The organism is Micromonospora yasonensis (genome assembly GCF_026013475.1).
GTDB lineage: Bacteria > Actinomycetota > Actinomycetes > Mycobacteriales > Micromonosporaceae > Micromonospora > Micromonospora yasonensis.
On record NZ_JAPDPH010000162.1, the window covers coordinates 1 to 15,970 of the forward strand.

Annotated in this window: 15 protein-coding genes; 9 read left to right on the plus strand and 6 right to left on the minus strand. The window is 71.9% G+C overall.

Translation table 11 applies throughout. The features are described 5' to 3' along the window. The 6 genes from ONA70_RS26100 to alr form a co-directional block, all read right to left on the minus strand. The coding region (locus ONA70_RS26100; protein WP_265009129.1) for a hypothetical protein at positions 1-203 on the minus strand (203 nt) is incomplete at its 3' end. A 13-nt stretch (positions 204-216) separates the two neighbouring features. Next, positions 217-3,537: a LamG-like jellyroll fold domain-containing protein gene (locus tag ONA70_RS26105; RefSeq protein ID WP_265009130.1), complete on the minus strand. Its 3,321-nt coding sequence runs from the start codon at positions 3,535-3,537 to the stop codon at positions 217-219. Positions 3,538-3,654: 117 nt separating this feature from the next. Beyond that, on the minus strand, positions 3,655-4,299 hold the full coding sequence (locus ONA70_RS26110; RefSeq protein WP_265009131.1) for a M15 family metallopeptidase: 645 nt from the start codon (positions 4,297-4,299) through the stop codon (positions 3,655-3,657). Beyond that, the gene (locus ONA70_RS26115; protein ID WP_265009132.1) at positions 4,296-5,471 is read right to left on the minus strand and encodes a UDP-N-acetylglucosamine--N-acetylmuramyl-(pentapeptide) pyrophosphoryl-undecaprenol N-acetylglucosamine transferase; all 1,176 of its coding nucleotides are present in this window, start codon (positions 5,469-5,471) and stop codon (positions 4,296-4,298) included. The genes ONA70_RS26110 and ONA70_RS26115 overlap by 4 nt, the downstream gene beginning before the upstream one ends. Beyond that, on the minus strand, positions 5,471-6,499 hold the full coding sequence (locus ONA70_RS26120) for a D-alanine--D-alanine ligase family protein (RefSeq protein WP_265009133.1): 1,029 nt from the start codon (positions 6,497-6,499) through the stop codon (positions 5,471-5,473). Before ONA70_RS26120 ends, ONA70_RS26115 begins: the two co-directional genes overlap by 1 nt. Beyond that, entirely contained in the window at positions 6,499-7,629 is a 1,131-nt protein-coding gene (gene alr, locus ONA70_RS26125) for an alanine racemase (RefSeq protein ID WP_265009143.1), read from the minus strand. The genes ONA70_RS26120 and alr overlap by 1 nt, the downstream gene beginning before the upstream one ends. 415 nt (positions 7,630-8,044) lie before the next feature. Here alr and ONA70_RS26130 point away from each other — a divergent pair, with 415 nt between their 5' ends. From ONA70_RS26130 to ONA70_RS26170, 9 genes are all read left to right on the plus strand, one after another. After that, complete coding sequence (locus ONA70_RS26130; protein WP_265009134.1) at positions 8,045-8,785, plus strand: response regulator transcription factor; 741 nt, start codon at positions 8,045-8,047, stop codon at positions 8,783-8,785. After that, positions 8,782-10,443 carry a sensor histidine kinase gene (locus tag ONA70_RS26135; RefSeq protein WP_265009135.1) on the plus strand — a complete coding sequence of 554 codons (1,662 nt, stop codon included), beginning with the start codon at positions 8,782-8,784 and terminating at the stop codon, positions 10,441-10,443. Before ONA70_RS26130 ends, ONA70_RS26135 begins: the two co-directional genes overlap by 4 nt. 201 nt (positions 10,444-10,644) lie before the next feature. Then, complete coding sequence (locus tag ONA70_RS26140) at positions 10,645-10,794, plus strand: hypothetical protein (RefSeq protein WP_265009136.1); 150 nt, start codon at positions 10,645-10,647, stop codon at positions 10,792-10,794. Continuing rightward, positions 10,778-11,572, plus strand: a complete 795-nt coding sequence (locus ONA70_RS26145) for an enoyl-CoA hydratase/isomerase family protein (RefSeq protein WP_265009137.1) — start codon at positions 10,778-10,780, stop codon at positions 11,570-11,572. Before ONA70_RS26140 ends, ONA70_RS26145 begins: the two co-directional genes overlap by 17 nt. Positions 11,573-11,686: 114 nt before the next feature. Then, a complete protein-coding gene (locus tag ONA70_RS26150; RefSeq protein WP_265009138.1) occupies positions 11,687-12,838 on the plus strand; it encodes an acetyl-CoA C-acetyltransferase in 1,152 nt (383 codons plus the stop codon). Further along, positions 12,838-13,611, plus strand: a complete 774-nt coding sequence (locus ONA70_RS26155) for an SDR family oxidoreductase (RefSeq protein WP_265009139.1) — start codon at positions 12,838-12,840, stop codon at positions 13,609-13,611. The genes ONA70_RS26150 and ONA70_RS26155 overlap by 1 nt, the downstream gene beginning before the upstream one ends. 5 nt (positions 13,612-13,616) lie before the next feature. After that, on the plus strand, positions 13,617-14,822 hold the full coding sequence (locus ONA70_RS26160; protein ID WP_265009140.1) for an MFS transporter: 1,206 nt from the start codon (positions 13,617-13,619) through the stop codon (positions 14,820-14,822). Positions 14,823-14,885: 63 nt separating this feature from the next. Continuing rightward, positions 14,886-15,626 carry an SDR family NAD(P)-dependent oxidoreductase gene (locus ONA70_RS26165; protein ID WP_265009141.1) on the plus strand — a complete coding sequence of 247 codons (741 nt, stop codon included), beginning with the start codon at positions 14,886-14,888 and terminating at the stop codon, positions 15,624-15,626. Positions 15,627-15,656: 30 nt separating this feature from the next. Next, positions 15,657-15,970, plus strand: a 314-nt coding sequence (locus ONA70_RS26170; RefSeq protein WP_265009142.1) for a nuclear transport factor 2 family protein, incomplete at its 3' end; no start/stop codon positions are given.

Consider the following 15,970-nt stretch of genomic DNA (forward strand, 5'->3'; position numbering starts at 1 on the left):
ACCGCGACCGCGCCCGGGTCGGCCGGCTTCGGGCGGCCGACGAAGTCGCGGCCGGGCACCGACCGCTGTGCCTGTGTCGGCGACCGCCAAGCCCCGGGGGTGGGCGGCGCGGCGGGCGCCGGGATGGCCACCAACCCGCCGGCGAGGACGGCCGCGGCGCTCGCCCCCGCGAGGCGGATCCGAATGCGTGTCCAGCTGAGCATCATCGCCGGCCTCCTACGCCTGGTTGGCGACGTCGTTGTAGCTGTCGAAGATCTCCTGGTCGGAGAGGACGCCCGCGTACACCCGGACGTCGTCGATCCCGCCGGTGAAGTACTGCGAGAACGTCACGTCGGCGGCCTGACCGCGGCCCATCAACAGGCTGCCGCCGGCGTTCCACGAGCTGGCGTGGTACGTCTCGTCCACCGCCTGGCCGTTGACGTAGAGCCGCAGCCGGTGCGCCTGCGCGTCGTAGACGGCCGCGAGCTGGACCCAGGTCCCGACAGTCGGGGTGTCGAACAGGTCAACCGCCTCGTGCAGCTCCGACCCGGAGGCGTCGGTGGTCGAGGTCCGCACCGACCACAGGTACGCCGCGTAGTCGGTGTTCCAGGAGTAGCCGAGGTTGAAGCCGGCCACCGTGGCGCCGAGCTGGCTGACCGCGATCCCGTTCTTGGTCAGGCTGTCCGGCCGGACCCAGGCGGTCACCGTGTAGCTCGCGTCGGTCCGCACGGCCGGCCCGGAGGCGGTCAGCACGCCGGTGGAGCCGTTCACCGCCACGGCGTTGCCGCTGACCCCGGCGGTCCGGGTGACGCCGGTGGCGGACCAGGTCGCCGGGTGGCCGCCGACCGCGTCGGCCGCCGTGGTCCCGGTCGTCTCGTCGAGCTTCCACTGCCCGGCCAGCCGGGGCACCTGCTGCAGTTCGCCGGCCAGCAGCACCCGGTTGTAGACCCGCACCGTGTCGATGTCACCGGTCCAGTACTCGCCGAACGTGCTGTGCACCAGCGAGCGGCCGATCTGCAGTCCGCCGGTGGAGCTCCACGGCGTGGTGAACGCGGTGGTCGCCTCCAGCACGCCGTTGACGTACAGCCGGATCTGTTGGGCCGGTGCGTCGTACACCCCGGCCAGGTGGGTCCAGGTGTTCGCCGCCGGGGCGCTCGTCCCGATGGCGCGGGTGTAGTTGTCGGCGTCGGCGTCGGCCGGGGTGCGGTTGAACAACCAGTGCTTGTAGTAGCTGGAGTAGTAGAGCGTGAAGACGCTCGCATGCGCGCCCACCTGGGTCAGCACGACGGCGTTGTGGGAGGTGTCGGTCAGCCGTACCCAGGCGCTGACCGAGAACGACTTCGTCGGGTCGACGACCGGACCGGCCGTGGCCGCGTAGCCGCTCACGCCGTCCAGGTGCAGAGCGCCGCCTTCGACGCCGTCTGTCCAGCTGGCGCCACCGGCGAGCGGGGCGTTGTGGGCACCGGCCGAGGAGTCGACGGCGACCGTGCCGTCACCGGTCTCGTCCAGCATCCATTCGCCCACCGGTCCGGGTGGCGAGGCGGCGTAGAAGACCACGGTGGCGACCGAGGACCGGTTGCCCGCCTTGTCCACGGATCGGACGTTGAGCCAGTTGACGAACCGGTCCGGGGTGAGCGACACGGCCACCGAGCCGCCCGTCGTGGCCGGCTTGGCCGTCCTGGTCAACGCGGTGGCGTCACCGTTGACGCTGTACTCGTACGAGACGACGTCGGTGCCGCCGTTGGCGCCGAAGGTCACCGACGTGCTGACGCCCATCACCGCGTCGCCCTCGGCGCCGTCCGGGAACGCGCTGGAGGTCAGCGTCGGGATCGGCGGTCTGCTGGTGTCGACCTGGAACTCGCACCAGGCACTCCAGGCGCTGCTGTCCACGCCGTCCTCGGCCCGCACCCGCCATTTGGCGATCGAGCCGTTGCTGAACGCCCCGGACGGAATCGTCTTCGCCACGATGGTCGGCGTCTTGCCGGCCACCGACGCGGAGGTGTATTCGCCGACCGGCGCCGTGCCGTTCACCGTCCACCACTGGAAGTGCGCCTTCACGGCGTTGTCCGGATCGCTGACCGAGGCCCGCAGCGTCGGCGTCGCCGTGCCGATCACCAGCCGACCGGATCCGGTGGTGCAGGTGGACGACCCGTCGGTGGTCAGGTTCGTCGGGACGGCCGGGACGGTGTTGTAGCTGATGGTGATCGACGGGTTGTTGCGGAACCGCTTCCAGGAGAGCGTGTCCTTGTTGGACTCGGCGGTGCTGGACGCTCGCAGTCCCTGGGTGACGTTGTCCCAGCCGCCCGCCGCGGCTTTGACGACCTGTGTGGTGACGTTGAACTCCACGCCACCGGCCGGGCAGGACGAGGAGTAGCCTTTGGCGACGCTCTTGTAGTCCATCCGGTAGGCCCAGGTCGGCTGGTTGTTCCAGGTCGTCGACGAGGAGATGGCGTTGGTCGCCCATACCTCCACCTGCCGGGCGGTGCAGGAGCGGGACCACACCTCGTACGTCTGCAGCGTGGCCCCGAGGATGTGCTTTCCCTTCACGCCGGTGGTGTCGAAGCGGAAGAAGGAGCGGGTCAGCTTCCCGTCGGTGGCGTCGTAGCCCACCCGGGCCTCGTCCTCGGCGTCGTTGGCGCCGTTCCAGAACGACAGGCTCGGCAGGTTGCTCCACACCTGCGTCCAGGCCAGTCGGGCACCCGACCAGGAGGGATCGATGTAGACCGGGTACCGGGTGGCGGCGTCGGTCAGCAGGTGACGGTCGGGCATCAGGGCCAGCTCGTCCGGGTCCACCCCGACCCGCATCGACCGGACCCGGCCACCCGGCAGCTGCTGGCTGCCGACGCCGCTGGAGTCCCACATGTGCGGCGCGGGGGCTTCGAAGACCGGACGCCCGGACCGGTCCACCGCGGTCAGCTTGCCGTCGGGCGCCGACCGTACCGTCACGCCGCTGGTCGTGGTACGCAGCCGGACGGTCGCCAGCGCGGGGTTGGCCGCGGCCTGCGCCGACTTGACCACCAGGAGTTGGTTGAATCCCTCCGCGCCGACCCGCATGGTCAGATCGACGCCGGGCAGGACCTCCGGGTAGGTGGCGGTGTCACCGGAGAGCACCGGGGCAGGCAGCCGTCCCGGCCAGTGCAGCGCCAGTTCGGCGCCGTCGCGCCGCAGCCGTACCAGGGGCGCGGCGCCACCGGCGGAAAACGCCATGTCCAACGTGGTGGCCGCCGGTGCCACCATGCCGGCAGGGGCGGGACGCAGGGTGGTGTCGACCGGTACCCAGCCGGTCGCGCGGCGGACCCGCACCGGCACGACGAACTGCTGCAGGGTGAAGGTGCCGTCGGGGTTGGCGAAGACCTGCTGCCGGTCGGTACGCAGGGCGGTGGCCTCCACCCGGTGACCGGCGGCTACCGCGGCCGACCGGGCCGCCACCTCCCCCAGCTCGCCCTGGCCCGGCGGCGCCCCGGTCGCGGAGAGCGGTGTGACGGCCACCAGGGCCGAGGCCATGGTCACCAGGCTGACCAGTGACGCGAGTAGGGCGGACTTGTTCCGGGCACGCATCACAGACCCTTTCCGCAGGCATCAGGTGCCGGCACCATCCCAGGCGGCACTATCGCCGCACTACCGTGCGGATATCACGGCCCTCACCGACCCCGACGACCTCGCCAAAGCGGCGCTTCACGGGAGATCTACCGGCCCGTACCGGGTCCGGGCGGCCCCGGTGCTCAGCGCCCAGTAGCGGTCGCCGAACGACCAGTGCCACCATTCGGTCGGGTAGTTGATCATGCCGGCGGACGACAGCGCCTGGGCGAGGATGTCGCGGTTGGTGCGGGCCTGCGGGGAGATGTCGGGTGATCCGGTGAAGCAGGCGTTGGCGCTGTCCACCGGGCTGGCGTTGACGATCGTGCCCAGGTCCAGTTCGACCCCGTCGGGCGTGCAGAGGGTGAGGTCGACCGTCCCGCCGGTGCTGTGCGGAGCCACCTCGGGCGGCGAGATGTACTTGCTGGCCTCCACGTGCCGGCGCGCCGAGTCCCACTCCGGGTACCTGCGGCGCAGTTCGTCCTTGTAGCTCTCGAAGTAGGTCGTCTGCAGGCTGAGCGGCCGGTACCCCTCGATGATCAGCAGCCGCAGTCCTCGGGGCAGGGTCCGCTGGGCGGCGAGCAAGCGCTGGATCGTTGCCTCACGGAGGTGCGCGTAGGCCCCGGCCTCGTCGGCCAGGCGATCGTCAACCCGAAGTTCCGCAACCTGGCGCACGTCGACCAGGGCTTCCCCGTTGTCGCCCAGCGGGATGGCCGAGATTCGCCGATCAGACAGCAGGATCATGACCGGCACCGCCCGGCGGCGCCGATGATGGCGCCGGCCACGGCTGCGGCCGCGTGGGGGCGGCCGTGTTGACGGGCGGCGTTGGCCAACTCCTGGCGTCGTTCCGGGTGGTCGAGCAGCACCATGATCTCCTCGTAGAGGCGATTGGCGGAGGCGTCGGGGCCGGCGAGCATACGGGAGGCACCGACGTCGGCGAGGTGTCGTGCGGTCCGCCGCTGTTCGTCGCCGCCGGTGGGGATGAGCGGGATGAGGACGCATGCCTTGCCCAGGGCGGTGAGTTCGGCGACGGTGCCGGCACCGCTGCGCGCGACGACGATGTCCGCGGCGCTCAGGACGTCGGGCAGCTCGCCGTGGACGTAGTCGACGACCCGGTACCTGCTGCGCAGGTGTTCCGGGAGGGCGGCAGCGACCTGCCGCATCCGGTCGAGGGAGTAGTCGCCGCACTGGTGCAGCACCTGACATTTCGGCAGGAGTCCGAAGAGGATGTCGGCGATCAGGTTGTTGACCTGGACGGCGCCCTGGGCGCCGCCGGTGACGTACACCAGCGGCAGGCGGGGGTCCAGGTGGTATGCGGCGAACGCCCGGTTGCGGTTACCCGTGAGGATCTCGGGCCGGATCGGGTTGCCGGTGACCACCGCGCGGGTCGCCGCTCCGGCGGGCAGATGGTCGATGGAGGATTCGTGGCTCAGCAGGACTCGATCGGCGAGGCGGGCGAGGATCCGGTTCGCCAGCCCGAGCGTGCGGGTCTGCTCGTGCATGACCAGCGGGCGGCGGGTCATCCAGGCGGCGATCCCGATCGGGACGGAGACGTATCCGCCGGTGGAGAAGACCACCTCGGGCCGGGTGCGCACCACGATCATGATGGCCTGGAAGATGCCGAGCGGCACGCGGAAGGCGTCGGCGACGTTGCGGCCCCACTCGTGCAGGTTCGGCGAGCGGCGCAGTTTGCCGGTGGTGATCGCCGTGAAGGGAATGCCCTCCTGCCGGGCGATTCTGGCCTCCAGCCCGTGGGTGACGCCCACCCAGCGGACGTCCGGTTCGGTGCCGGCTGCCGCTAGCCGGTCGCGGAGCGTACGGATCGTGGTCAGCGCCGGGTAGGTGTGCCCGCCCGTTCCCCCACCCGTGACGATCACGCGGAGACCACGGAGATGTTCCGCGGTGTAGACGGCCATCAGCGGGGACTCGGGCAGGGGAAGGCGGTGTCGCGTCGATGCAGTGCGCCCTGGATGAGGATGTCGAGCAGTGCCGAGTAGCCGACGCCGGCCCGCTGCCAGACCTGCGGGTACTGGGAGGCGGCGGTGAATCCGGGGAAGGTGTTGACCTCGTTGATCACCGGCTCCCGGCAGTCTCCGGTCCACCCTGTGCCGTGGTCGGCGTCCGGATCGGGGAGGAAGAAGTCGACGCGGAGCAGCCCACGGCAGCCGAGCGCGTGGAACGCCTGCACGGCCCGGTCCTGCAGTAGTCGGGTGGTGCCGGGGTCGAGCTGGGCCGGAATGTCGAAGACGGCACCGCCGTCGTACTTGGCGTCGTAGTCGAAGAAGGAGGCGGTCGCCACCCGTATCTCCAGCGGCGGCCCGGCCTCGACGCGACCGTCGGGGTGCTGAAGGACGCCGACGTCGATCTCGCGCCCGCGCACGGCGCGTTCGACGAGAACCTTCGCGTCGCTCTCGCGCGCGAGCCGCAGGGCGGCGGGCAGTTGCGCCCATTGTTCGACCTTGGAGACGCCCAGGCTGGAGCCGGCCCGGGCCGGTTTGACGAAGACGGGCAGTCCCAGTCGCTCCTGATCCCGCGATGACAGCTCCTCGTCGGGGCGCAGCGTCACCCCGGCGGCCACGCGCAGGCCGTCGGCGGCGAGGAGTTTCTTCGTGACCGGCTTGTCCATCCCCGCGGCGCTGGCGAAGACACCGTTTCCGACAAACGCGACGCCGAGCCACTCCAGCATCGACTGGACGGTGCCGTCCTCACCGTACGGGCCGTGCAGCGCCGGGAACACCACGTCCTGGTCGCCGAGGGTCCGCAGCGCCTGCGCGAACGTGGCCGGGTCGCCGTTCACCCGCCACTGGCCGTCCCGCTCGATCAGCACCTCGGTCACGTCGTACGTGTCGCGGTCGAGATGGGCCAGGATGCTTTCCGCCGAGCGCCGGGAGACGTCGTGCTCTCCGCTGCGCCCACCGAACAGCACCGCCAAACGAACAGTCATCATGGTGTCGCTTCCCCGGGTAGGTGTACGCGCGCCACTCGCGCGCCGATTCCGGTCAAGACCTCGTGCGGATTGGTGCCGGACCACTGCGCCCACTCGGCGGCGGTCGGCTCGGCCGGGTCGGGCGAGCCGGGCTCGGCGCCGGGGCCGAAGACGACCACGGGATCGCCGAGCGCCACCGGTAGATCGCCGACGTCGATGACGCACTGGTCCATGGCGATGCGGCCGACGATCGGGCATCGTCGACCAGCGAGCCAGACCCACGCGCGGCCCTCGGCGGTGCGCGACAGGCCATCGGCGTACCCGAGGGGCAGCAGAGCGAGCGTGGTCGGCCGATCGGTCACGTGGTCGGGCCCGTACGAGACGCCGGTCCCGGCGGGCACGCGTTTCAGGTTGATCACCCTTGACCGCAGGGTCATGGCGGGTCGCAGGCCGAAACGGCGGGGACCGGCCGCGCCAAAGGGGTCGATGCCATACATGGCCAGGCCGATCCGACAGAGATCGAACCGGGTCTCCGGGGCGGCAAGTGCCGCCGCCGAATTGGCCAGATGCACCACTTCAGGGTCAAGCCCCGCATCCCGGGCAATCCGCAGCGCTTCCTGGAATGTTGACAGCTGCCGCGCGATGCTCGGGCAGCCCGGCACGTCGGTGTTCGTCAAGTGGGACCACACCCCGCGTACCTGGACGCTGCCCTGCGCCTCGTGCTTGCGAGCCCAGGCGACCAGCTCGGGCCATTCGTCGCCGCTGGCACCGTTACGTGACAGACCGACGTCCGCCTTGAGCTGGACCGCGGCGGGCACACCGAGATCCGTGGCCGCGTTGGCGATCGCGCGCAGCTGGGTCAGGTTCGACACCCCGATGTCGACGTCCGCGGCGATCAGGCGGGTGAAGTCCTCGTCCGGCCGGTGCAGCCAGCTCAGCACGGGCGCGTCGATGCCCGCCGATCGCAGCGCCACCGCCTCCGTCGCCGAGGTCACGCCCAGCCATGCGGCGCCGGCCCCCAACGCAGCCCGCGCCACCGGCACCGCGCCGTGCCCGAACCCGTCGGCCTTCACCACGGCCATCAAGCCGGTACGTGCGATCGCCGCGATCGTCCGGATGTTCTCCGCGATCGCCGCGAGATCGATCATGGCCTCGGCCAGTTGGGCACTCTCGTTGAGCACACCGGTCGGCGCGCGCCGGCCGCGCGTACCCGCCGTCACCTGGCAGCCTCGGGTGCGACGGGCGGTTCACCCGGCGGTTCGGCGGCCCTGTGGCCGCCGACCGCGGCGGCCCGGCGCACCGCGAGCGTCTCCCGGATCCGCCGCCGGACCGCCCGCCGCTGTTGCTCGTCGCGGCGGCCTCGGTGTGCTGGTTCGAGGGTCATGTCCGGCTCCTGAGTGGCATGACGGCACGGTAGGCAGCCTGCTGTGAAGAACCCTTGAAGAATCCGTGGGCCAGCTGCGCGGATATCCCGCTCGCCGCTCTCCCGAGCCCGCCCACATCAGTTCTTCACGGGTTTCGGGTTTACTTGACCCCCGCGACCACCAGGCAGGATGGGGAGACATGAGCGCGCGGATCCTGGTCGCCGAGGACGACCCCAAGCAGGCGAACCTGGTACGGCTCTATCTCGAACGCGAGGGGCACAGCGTGCTGCTGGTCGGCGACGGGCGGGCCGCGCTGGACCAGTGCCGGTCCCGCCGGCCGGACCTGGTGGTCCTCGACGTGATGATGCCGGTCGTCGACGGCCTCGACGTGTGCCGGATCCTGCGCGCCGAATCGGAGATTCCGATCCTGCTGCTGACCGCCCGTACCACCGAGGACGACGTCCTGCTGGGCCTCGATCTCGGCGCCGACGACTACCTCACCAAGCCGTACAGCCCACGGGAGCTGGCCGCCCGGGTACGGGCGCTGCTGCGCCGGGCCCGGGTGGTGAGCGCCGACAACCGGGCGGTGCTGCGCGTCGGCGCGCTCGAGGTGGACGCGGGCCGGTTCGAGGTACGCGTCAGCGGCCGGCCGGTCGCCCTGACGGCCAAGGAGTTCGGCATCCTCGAGGTGCTCGCCGGCGAGCCCGGGCGCGTGTTCACCCGGGCGCAGATCATCGACCGCGCCTTCGGATTCGATCATTTCGTGCTCGAACGCACCGTCGACGCGCACGTGATGAACCTCCGCCGCAAGATCGAGGACGACGTTGCCGAGCCGCGGTACGTGCAGACCGTCTACGGCCGCGGCTACCGGCTCGCCGAACCGGAGCCGGAAGCGGCGGCGACGCCGACGCCCGAGGGGACGCCCGGAGCCAGCCGGTGAGTTTTCGGCTACGGGTGCTCTGGCTGGTCATCCTCGTCGCGGTGTGCGCGATCGCGGCGACCGCGTGGCTGACCCTGCGGCAGGCCTCGCAACAGATCAACGACTCGGCCACCACCGACCGGGCGCAACTCGACCAGGTCGTCGGCCGACTCAGGGCGTACGGCAGCCAGCACGGCACCTGGGAGGGCGTGCCCGGCCTGGTACAGGACCTGCGCGCCCAGACAGGTCAGCGGATCCACCTGGTCGCCGACACGGGCGACGTGATCGTGGACACCGACACCCAGGAGAACCGCACCGCCCGGCCGCTCGGCACGATGGTCGGGTTCGTCGACCCGCGGCCGGTGTTGAATCTGGCCGCCTTGCCAGCGGAGCCGACGGGCCGGGCGAAAGGCGTGGTCGGGGCGATCGCCACCTACCGCACGGGTGTGCTGTTCGCGGCCTGCCTGACCCGGAAATTCGTCCCTGTCGTCGCCTCACCTACCAGCACGGGAGTTCCGCGGTTCGACGCCGACCTGAGCGCGCCCGACGTGCGCGATCGCCAGGGCGTCGACGAGATCGTCCGCGGCTGTCGCTACGTCACGGCCCAGCCGGGCCGTGACCTGGCGGCCGGCGCCGACCGGGTGCAGGACTGCGCCGCCCTGACGGCGGTGGAACCACTGGATTCCTGCCTGGCCCAGGTCTTCACCAACCAGATCAGTGACGTCGCGCCGGTAACCGCCCGGGTCTACCTCGGCGCTCGTGGCGATCCGGCGTCCGCGCTGGCGGCCGGTCCGCTGCTCGCCGCGGCAGCGGGCGTTGCGACGGTCGCGATCATCGGCACCGTGCTGCTGAGCCGGCGGGTGCTGCGCCCCATCGACACGCTCACCGCGGCCGCTCAGCGGCTCGGCCGGGGCGACCTCACCGGACGGGTTCCGGTGCGGGGCAACGACGAGCTGGCGGAGTTGGCCCGGTCGTTCAACCGGATGGCCGACTCCCTGCAGCGCGGGGAGGAGCGGCAACGCCGGCTGGTCGCCGACGTCGCACATGAACTGCGCACCCCGCTGGCCAACCTGCGCGGCTATCTCGAGGCGCTCTCCGACGGCGTGATCACGCCGGACCAGGAGCTCTACGCCTCGCTGCTCGAAGAGGCGGTGCTGCAACAGCGCATCGTCGATGACCTGCAGGACCTGGCCCTGGCCGAGGCCGGCAACCTGGCGTACCACCGGGTCACGGTGGATCTGGCCGAACTCCTGGAGACCTGCGGCACCGCCCACCACGCCCGGGCGGAGTCAGCCGGGGTGTCGTTGCGCGTGACGGCCGAGCCGGTTGCGGTGCACGCCGATCCCGACCGGCTCCGCCAGGTGGTGGGCAATCTCGTCACCAACGCACTACGGGCGACCGCTGCGGGCGGCAGCGTCCGGCTGGTCGCGAGCCGCACCGAAACGCAGGCGATCGTCCGGGTCGTCGACACGGGCTCGGGAATCGCAGCGGACGCGCTGCCGCACGTGTTCGACCGGTTCTGGCGGGCCGACGCCGCACGGGGCCGCCGTACCGGGGGCAGTGGCCTCGGCCTCGCCATCGCCCGGCAGATCGTCACCGATCACCAGGGCAACATCACGGTCGCGAGTGAGGTCGGCACCGGGACGACATTCACCATCACGCTTCCCCGTGCCCACTAGGAAACGGCTCAGACGGGGGGTCAGGTCCAGCTCACCGTATCGCCGGGCCGACGGTACCAGCGACACCAGCAGCGCCCTCATCGTCGGCTACCTCGTCGCCCTCACCTGGTCGGGCGTCCGGCTCGCCGCGGATGCTCTCGCTCGCCAACCTACCAAGCGCTTGGTACCCTGTGGCGTACAGCCGGCGCTCGCTGCGGCGCGGTGGAGGTCGGCGACGGCTGGGCTCCGTTCGGGCTGACGCCGGAGCAGATCGGCGCCGAGCAGTTGGCGGCCTTCCGGGAGCTGTTCCCGGAAGCGGAGTGGTCCGGCGTCGACCGGGACGGGAAGGGGCCGCATGAACGTTCGGCGTGACCGGCACGGCCATGTCACGGTCCTCACCATCGACCGGCCGGCGGTGCGGAACTGCCTCGACCACGCCACCCTGTCAGCGTTGACCGCCGGACTGACCGAGGCGGCCACCGACCCGGAGGTACGGGCCGTCGTGCTGACCGCCACCGGCGAGCGCGCGTTCAGCGCCGGTCTGGATCTGAAGGCGGTAGCCGCAGCCGGGATGCCCGACCCGACGACCAGTCCGCTGCACCTGCTCCGCGACGGCTACCCGCTCCCGGTGATCGCCGCGGTCAACGGGGCGGCGGTCGGGGGCGGCTTCGAACTGGCCCTCGCCTGTGACCTGCGGGTCGCCGCCGAGCACGCGTACTTCGCCCTGCCGGAGGTCTCGCTCGGCATCGCCGCCACCGAGGGCGGGACGGAACTCCCGCAGCGCATCCCGCTGGCCGTGGCGCTGGAGATCGGGTTGGGCGGCGAGCCGCTCACCGCGGCACGGGCGTACGAGTTGGGTCTGGTCAACCGGGTGGTCCCGGCGGCCGAACTGCGGTCGGCGGCGCTCGCCCTGGCCGGGCGGATCGCCACGCACTCGCCGGCCGCCGTCCGCGCCACCAAGGAGCTGATGTACCGGTCTTTCTCGGCGGACCCAGCCCACCTGCGGGCCCAGAACCGGGCCGCGACCGTCGCCCTCCTCGCCGGCCCCGACGCGGCCGAGGGGATGGCGGCCTTCGCCGAGAAGCGGGCACCACGATGGGCAGCGCCGGCAGTCGGCGAGTTCGCGCGTCCAAGCCCCAGCGAGTGGTGAGGTACGTCACCGCTCACTTCCATGAAACCAATCAAGCGCTTGGTAAGCTCTCGCTGACGGGGTCCGGGTGAGACACCCGCCCACCGTACGGCCGCGGATCGGAGGAGAGGCAGCATGGCGGAGGCCTACATCGTCGAGGCGGTTCGGACGCCGGTGACCCGGCGCGGCGGCGCCCTGGCCGGGGTGCATCCCGCGGATCTGGGCGCCCACGTGATCTCCGGGCTGATGGCGCGCAGCGGGGTGGATCCCGCCGCCGTGGACGATGTCGTTTTCGGCTGCGTGGACACCCTCGGCCCGCAGGCCGGGGACATCGCCCGCACCGCGTGGCTCGCCGCCGGCCTGCCGGACCACGTGCCCGGGGTGACAGTCGACCGGCAGTGCGGTTCGTCCCAACAGGCGGTGCACTTCGCCGCCCAGGCGGTGCTCAGCGGCACCGCCGACATCATCGTCGCCGGGGGCGTGCAGAACATGAGCGCGATCCCCATCTCGGCGGCGATGACCACCGGGGCCCAGTTCGGCTTCCCGGACCCGTTCTCCGGCTCGTCCGGATGGCGCCGCCGCTACGGTGACCAGCCGGTCTCCCAGTTCCGCGCCGCGGAGATGATCGCGCAGAAGTGGGGCGCGAGCCGCCCGGAGATGGAGGCGTTCGCGCTGCGCAGCCACCAGCGCGCGCTGGCCGCGATCGCCGAGGGCCGGTTCGACCGCGAACTCCTTCCGCTCGACGCGGCCACGGCCGACACCTGCCCCCGGGCGGACACCTCACTGGAGAAGATGGCCGGCCTCCAACCGCTGGAGCCGGGCGGAAGCATCACCGCCGCGGTCGCGAGCCAGATCTGCGACGGCGCCGCGGCCCTGCTGGTGATGTCCGAGCGGGCGGTCCGGGAGCACGCAGTCACCCCACGCGCCCGGATCCACCACCTGTCCGTACGCGGCGCCGACCCGGTCTGGATGCTGACCGCCCCCATCCCGGCCACGGCCCACGCGCTGGCCCGCACCGGCCTGTCGATCGCAGACATCGACCTGTTCGAGGTCAACGAGGCGTTCGCCTCGGTGGTGCTTGCCTGGATCAAGGAGACCGGCGCCGACCCGGAACGGGTCAACGCCAACGGCGGGGCGATCGCCCTGGGGCACCCGCTCGGGGCCACCGGAGTGCGGTTGATGACCACCCTGCTGCACGAGCTCGAGCGCACCGGTGGCCGGTACGGCCTGCAGGCGATGTGCGAGGGCGGCGGACAGGCCAACGTCACGATCATCGAGAGGCTCTGATGGATCCGGACCTGACCGGCAAGGCGGTGATCGTCACCGGGGGCACCCGCGGCATCGGCGCGGAGATCGCCCGCCGGTACCTTGAGGCCGGCGCGCAGGTGCTGGTCTGCGGCCGTACCGTCGTCGACGAGTTGCCGGCCGGCGGCGGGCACGGCGCGGAGTTCCTCCAGGCCGACGTCCGGCAGCCCGAGCAGGCCGCGGCGGTGATCGACGCCACGGTCGAGCGGTTCGGCCGGCTCGACATCCTGGTCAACAATGCCGGCGGCTCGCCCATGGCCGACGCCGCCACCGTCTCCCCCCGGTTCATCAGCTCGATCGTCTCGCTGAACCTGTTGGCCCCGTTCTTCCTCGCGCAGCCCGCCAACGTGGTCATGCAGCGGCAATCCGAGGGCGGGCTGATCCTCAACATCGGCAGCGTCGCCGGGCGCGACCCGGCGCCGGGCACCGCGGCCTACTCCGCGGCGAAGGCCGGGCTGACCACCCTGACCCGGGCCCTGGCGCTGGAGTTCGGCCCCAGGGTGCGGGTCAATCAGGTCACCGTCGGCCTGGTGCGCACCGAGCTGGCGCACCTGCACTACGGCGACGAGGAAGGGGTGCGGGCGGTCTCGGCGACGATTCCCCTGGGACGGATGGCGACACCGGCCGACGTCGCCGCCGCCTGCCTGCTGCTCAGCTCACCGCTCGCCGGTTACGTGAACGGCACGGAGCTGCTGGTCGACGGCGGTGGCGAGATTCCGGCCCGGATCCTCGCCGCACGGCCCGGCGACAGTTAGTCCCGGTGTTCCGCGCGCTGCGGCATCCATCGTTCCGCCTGCTGTGGACGGTGGTCCTCCTCGGGCAGCTCGGGTACTGGATCTCGTCGGTGGCGTTCCAGTGGGAAGTGGCCCACCGTACCGGGAACGATCCGCTGGCCCTTGGCCTGCTGTACTTCTGCAGCCTCGCGCCGTACCTGCTCCTGTCGCTGCCCGCGGGCATGCTGGCGGACAGCATGGACCGGCGCAGTCTGATGGTCTCCGTGCAGGCGGCCGCGGCGCTGCTCGCGGTGGCCGCCACGCTGCTCGCCACGCTGGCGGTCATGTCGACGCCGACCGTGATGGTGCTGAGCTTCCTGGCCGGCTGTGTCATCACGATCGTCTCCCCGGCCAGCCAGGCCCTGATCGCCGCGATGGTGCCGGAGGAGGATCTGACCAGCGCGGTGCCGCTCCAGGCCGCCGGGCTGAACCTGGCCCGGATCACCGGCCCCGCGCTGGTCGGTCCGGTGCTGCTGATCGGCGGCGCGGCCAGCGCCTTCGGCGTCTACGCGATGCTGTCGGTGGGCGCCGCCGCGCTGGCCGGCCGGCTCGTCGCGGGGGTGCCTGCGGCGCGGCCGGCGCGGGCGGCACCGGTCGGGACGGCACGCCACGGGCTCGCGGCCGCCATCCACCACGTGCGAGATCGGCACCCGGCCCTGCCGGCGCTGGGCATCGTCGCGGCGACCTCTGTCTTCGGCTCGTCCTATCTGGCGCAGCTGCCGCTGATCGCGGCCCGGGTCGGCGGCGACAGCGAGTCCACCTTTCCGGCCCTGGTGACCCTTGGCGGCATCGGCTCGCTCATCGGGGTGCTCTCCGTGGCCTGGCGTGGCCGGGGGTTGAGCCCGATCCCAGCGGCGGTCCAGCTCGTGGTGCTCGGAGTGGTGATGGCGCTGCTCGGGGTCGTGGCATCGTTCCCGCTGCTCACCGTGCTGATCATTCTCGGCGGCGGGCTCACCTTGTCGATCATGACATCGATCAACTCGATCCTGCAGCATCTGGTGGACGACGCGCAGCGCGGGCGGGTGATGAGCCTGTACTTCATCTGCTGGGGTGGGCTGCTCCCCCTCGGCGGCCTGGGTCTCGGCGGCCTCGTCCGGTGGGTCGGCGACGGCTGGGCCTTCTCCGGCTTCGGAGTCCTGGCGAGCCTCGCCGGCCTTGCCCTCGCGCTGGGGGCACGCCGCACCAGGCCTTGACGGGTACCGGCAGCCGGACCTACCGTCCAAGCAAGCGCTTGATAGAATCACCGAGGAGGCCCGATGAGCGTGCCGCAGTTCGGCTTCACCCCTGGCGACGTCGTGCTGGTCACCGGCGCCGGCAGCGGCATCGGCCAGGCGGTCGCGACCAGGGCCGCCGAGATGGGACTGGCCGTCGCCGCCGTGGACCTGAACCCGGCCGGCGCGGCGGCCACGGCGGCGTGGATCGAACGGTCCGGCGGTCGAGCCGCGGCCATCACGGCCGACGTCAGCGACCCTGCCGCCGTGGCGGCGGCGGTGGCCCGCGCGCGGGAGCTCGGGGCGGTCCGCTACCTGGTGAACAACGCCGGCCCGTCCTCCGCCGTGGACCTGGCGTTCGACGAGGCGCTGCGGATCGCGGTGGGCAGTGTCCGGCGGGTCACCGACACCTGGCTGGCGGGCGGGGCGCTTCCGGGCGCAGCGCTGGTCAACATCGCCTCCGTCGCCGGCAACCTGGTCGGCACCGCCTCCGACTGGTACTGCGCGGCGAAGGCGGCGATCACCGGCTACACCCGCCACCTCGCGGCGTACCGCGGCGACGAGGTGCGCAGCAACGCGGTCGCGCCCGGGATGACGGACACTCCCCGCCTCGCCGGCTTCGTCGAAAGCGAGGTCGGGCAACGGGTCCTGGGCCGGATACCGCTGCACCGGATGGCCACGCCGGACGACATCGCGTACGCGGTGCTGTTCCTGCTCTCCCCGCTGGCCGGCTACATCAACGGGGTCTTCCTGCCGGTCGACGGTGGCTGGACCGTCACCCAGTAGCCGCGGCGGCGGACGGAAGAGGAGGCGCGAATGTCGGGAACGCGGGCCGCCGAACTGGCCGACCGACAGCACATCCATGAGGTCGTCCTGCGCTACTGCCGCGGCATCGACCGGCTCGACCTCGATCTGGTGAGGTCGGCGTACCACCCCGACGGGGTCGACCACCACACCGGCTTCGACGGGCCGGTCGACGAGTTCCTGGCCTGGGTGGAGCCGCTGCTGCGCCGGCTCACCGGCACCACGCACATCGTCGGCAACCACCTGGTGGAACTGCACGGCGACCGGGCCGTGGCCGAGACGTACGGGACCGCCGTGCACTGGGGGGAACCGGCTGACGACCCGAG

What these genes read in the sequence shown, in the direction of transcription:
- ONA70_RS26105 (WP_265009130.1), bottom strand. Translation starts at nt 3,537, where the DNA reads ATGCGTGCCCGGAACAAGTCCGCCCTACTCGCGTCACTGGTCAGCCTG.
- ONA70_RS26110 (WP_265009131.1), bottom strand. Translation starts at nt 4,299, where the DNA reads ATGATCCTGCTGTCTGATCGGCGAATCTCGGCCATCCCGCTGGGCGAC.
- ONA70_RS26115 (WP_265009132.1), bottom strand. Translation starts at nt 5,471, where the DNA reads ATGGCCGTCTACACCGCGGAACATCTCCGTGGTCTCCGCGTGATCGTC.
- ONA70_RS26120 (WP_265009133.1), bottom strand. Translation starts at nt 6,499, where the DNA reads ATGACTGTTCGTTTGGCGGTGCTGTTCGGTGGGCGCAGCGGAGAGCAC.
- alr (WP_265009143.1), bottom strand. Translation starts at nt 7,629, where the DNA reads ATGATCGATCTCGCGGCGATCGCGGAGAACATCCGGACGATCGCGGCG.
- ONA70_RS26130 (WP_265009134.1), top strand. Translation starts at nt 8,045, where the DNA reads ATGAGCGCGCGGATCCTGGTCGCCGAGGACGACCCCAAGCAGGCGAAC.
- ONA70_RS26145 (WP_265009137.1), top strand. Translation starts at nt 10,778, where the DNA reads ATGAACGTTCGGCGTGACCGGCACGGCCATGTCACGGTCCTCACCATC.
- ONA70_RS26150 (WP_265009138.1), top strand. Translation starts at nt 11,687, where the DNA reads ATGGCGGAGGCCTACATCGTCGAGGCGGTTCGGACGCCGGTGACCCGG.
- ONA70_RS26155 (WP_265009139.1), top strand. Translation starts at nt 12,838, where the DNA reads ATGGATCCGGACCTGACCGGCAAGGCGGTGATCGTCACCGGGGGCACC.
- ONA70_RS26165 (WP_265009141.1), top strand. Translation starts at nt 14,886, where the DNA reads ATGAGCGTGCCGCAGTTCGGCTTCACCCCTGGCGACGTCGTGCTGGTC.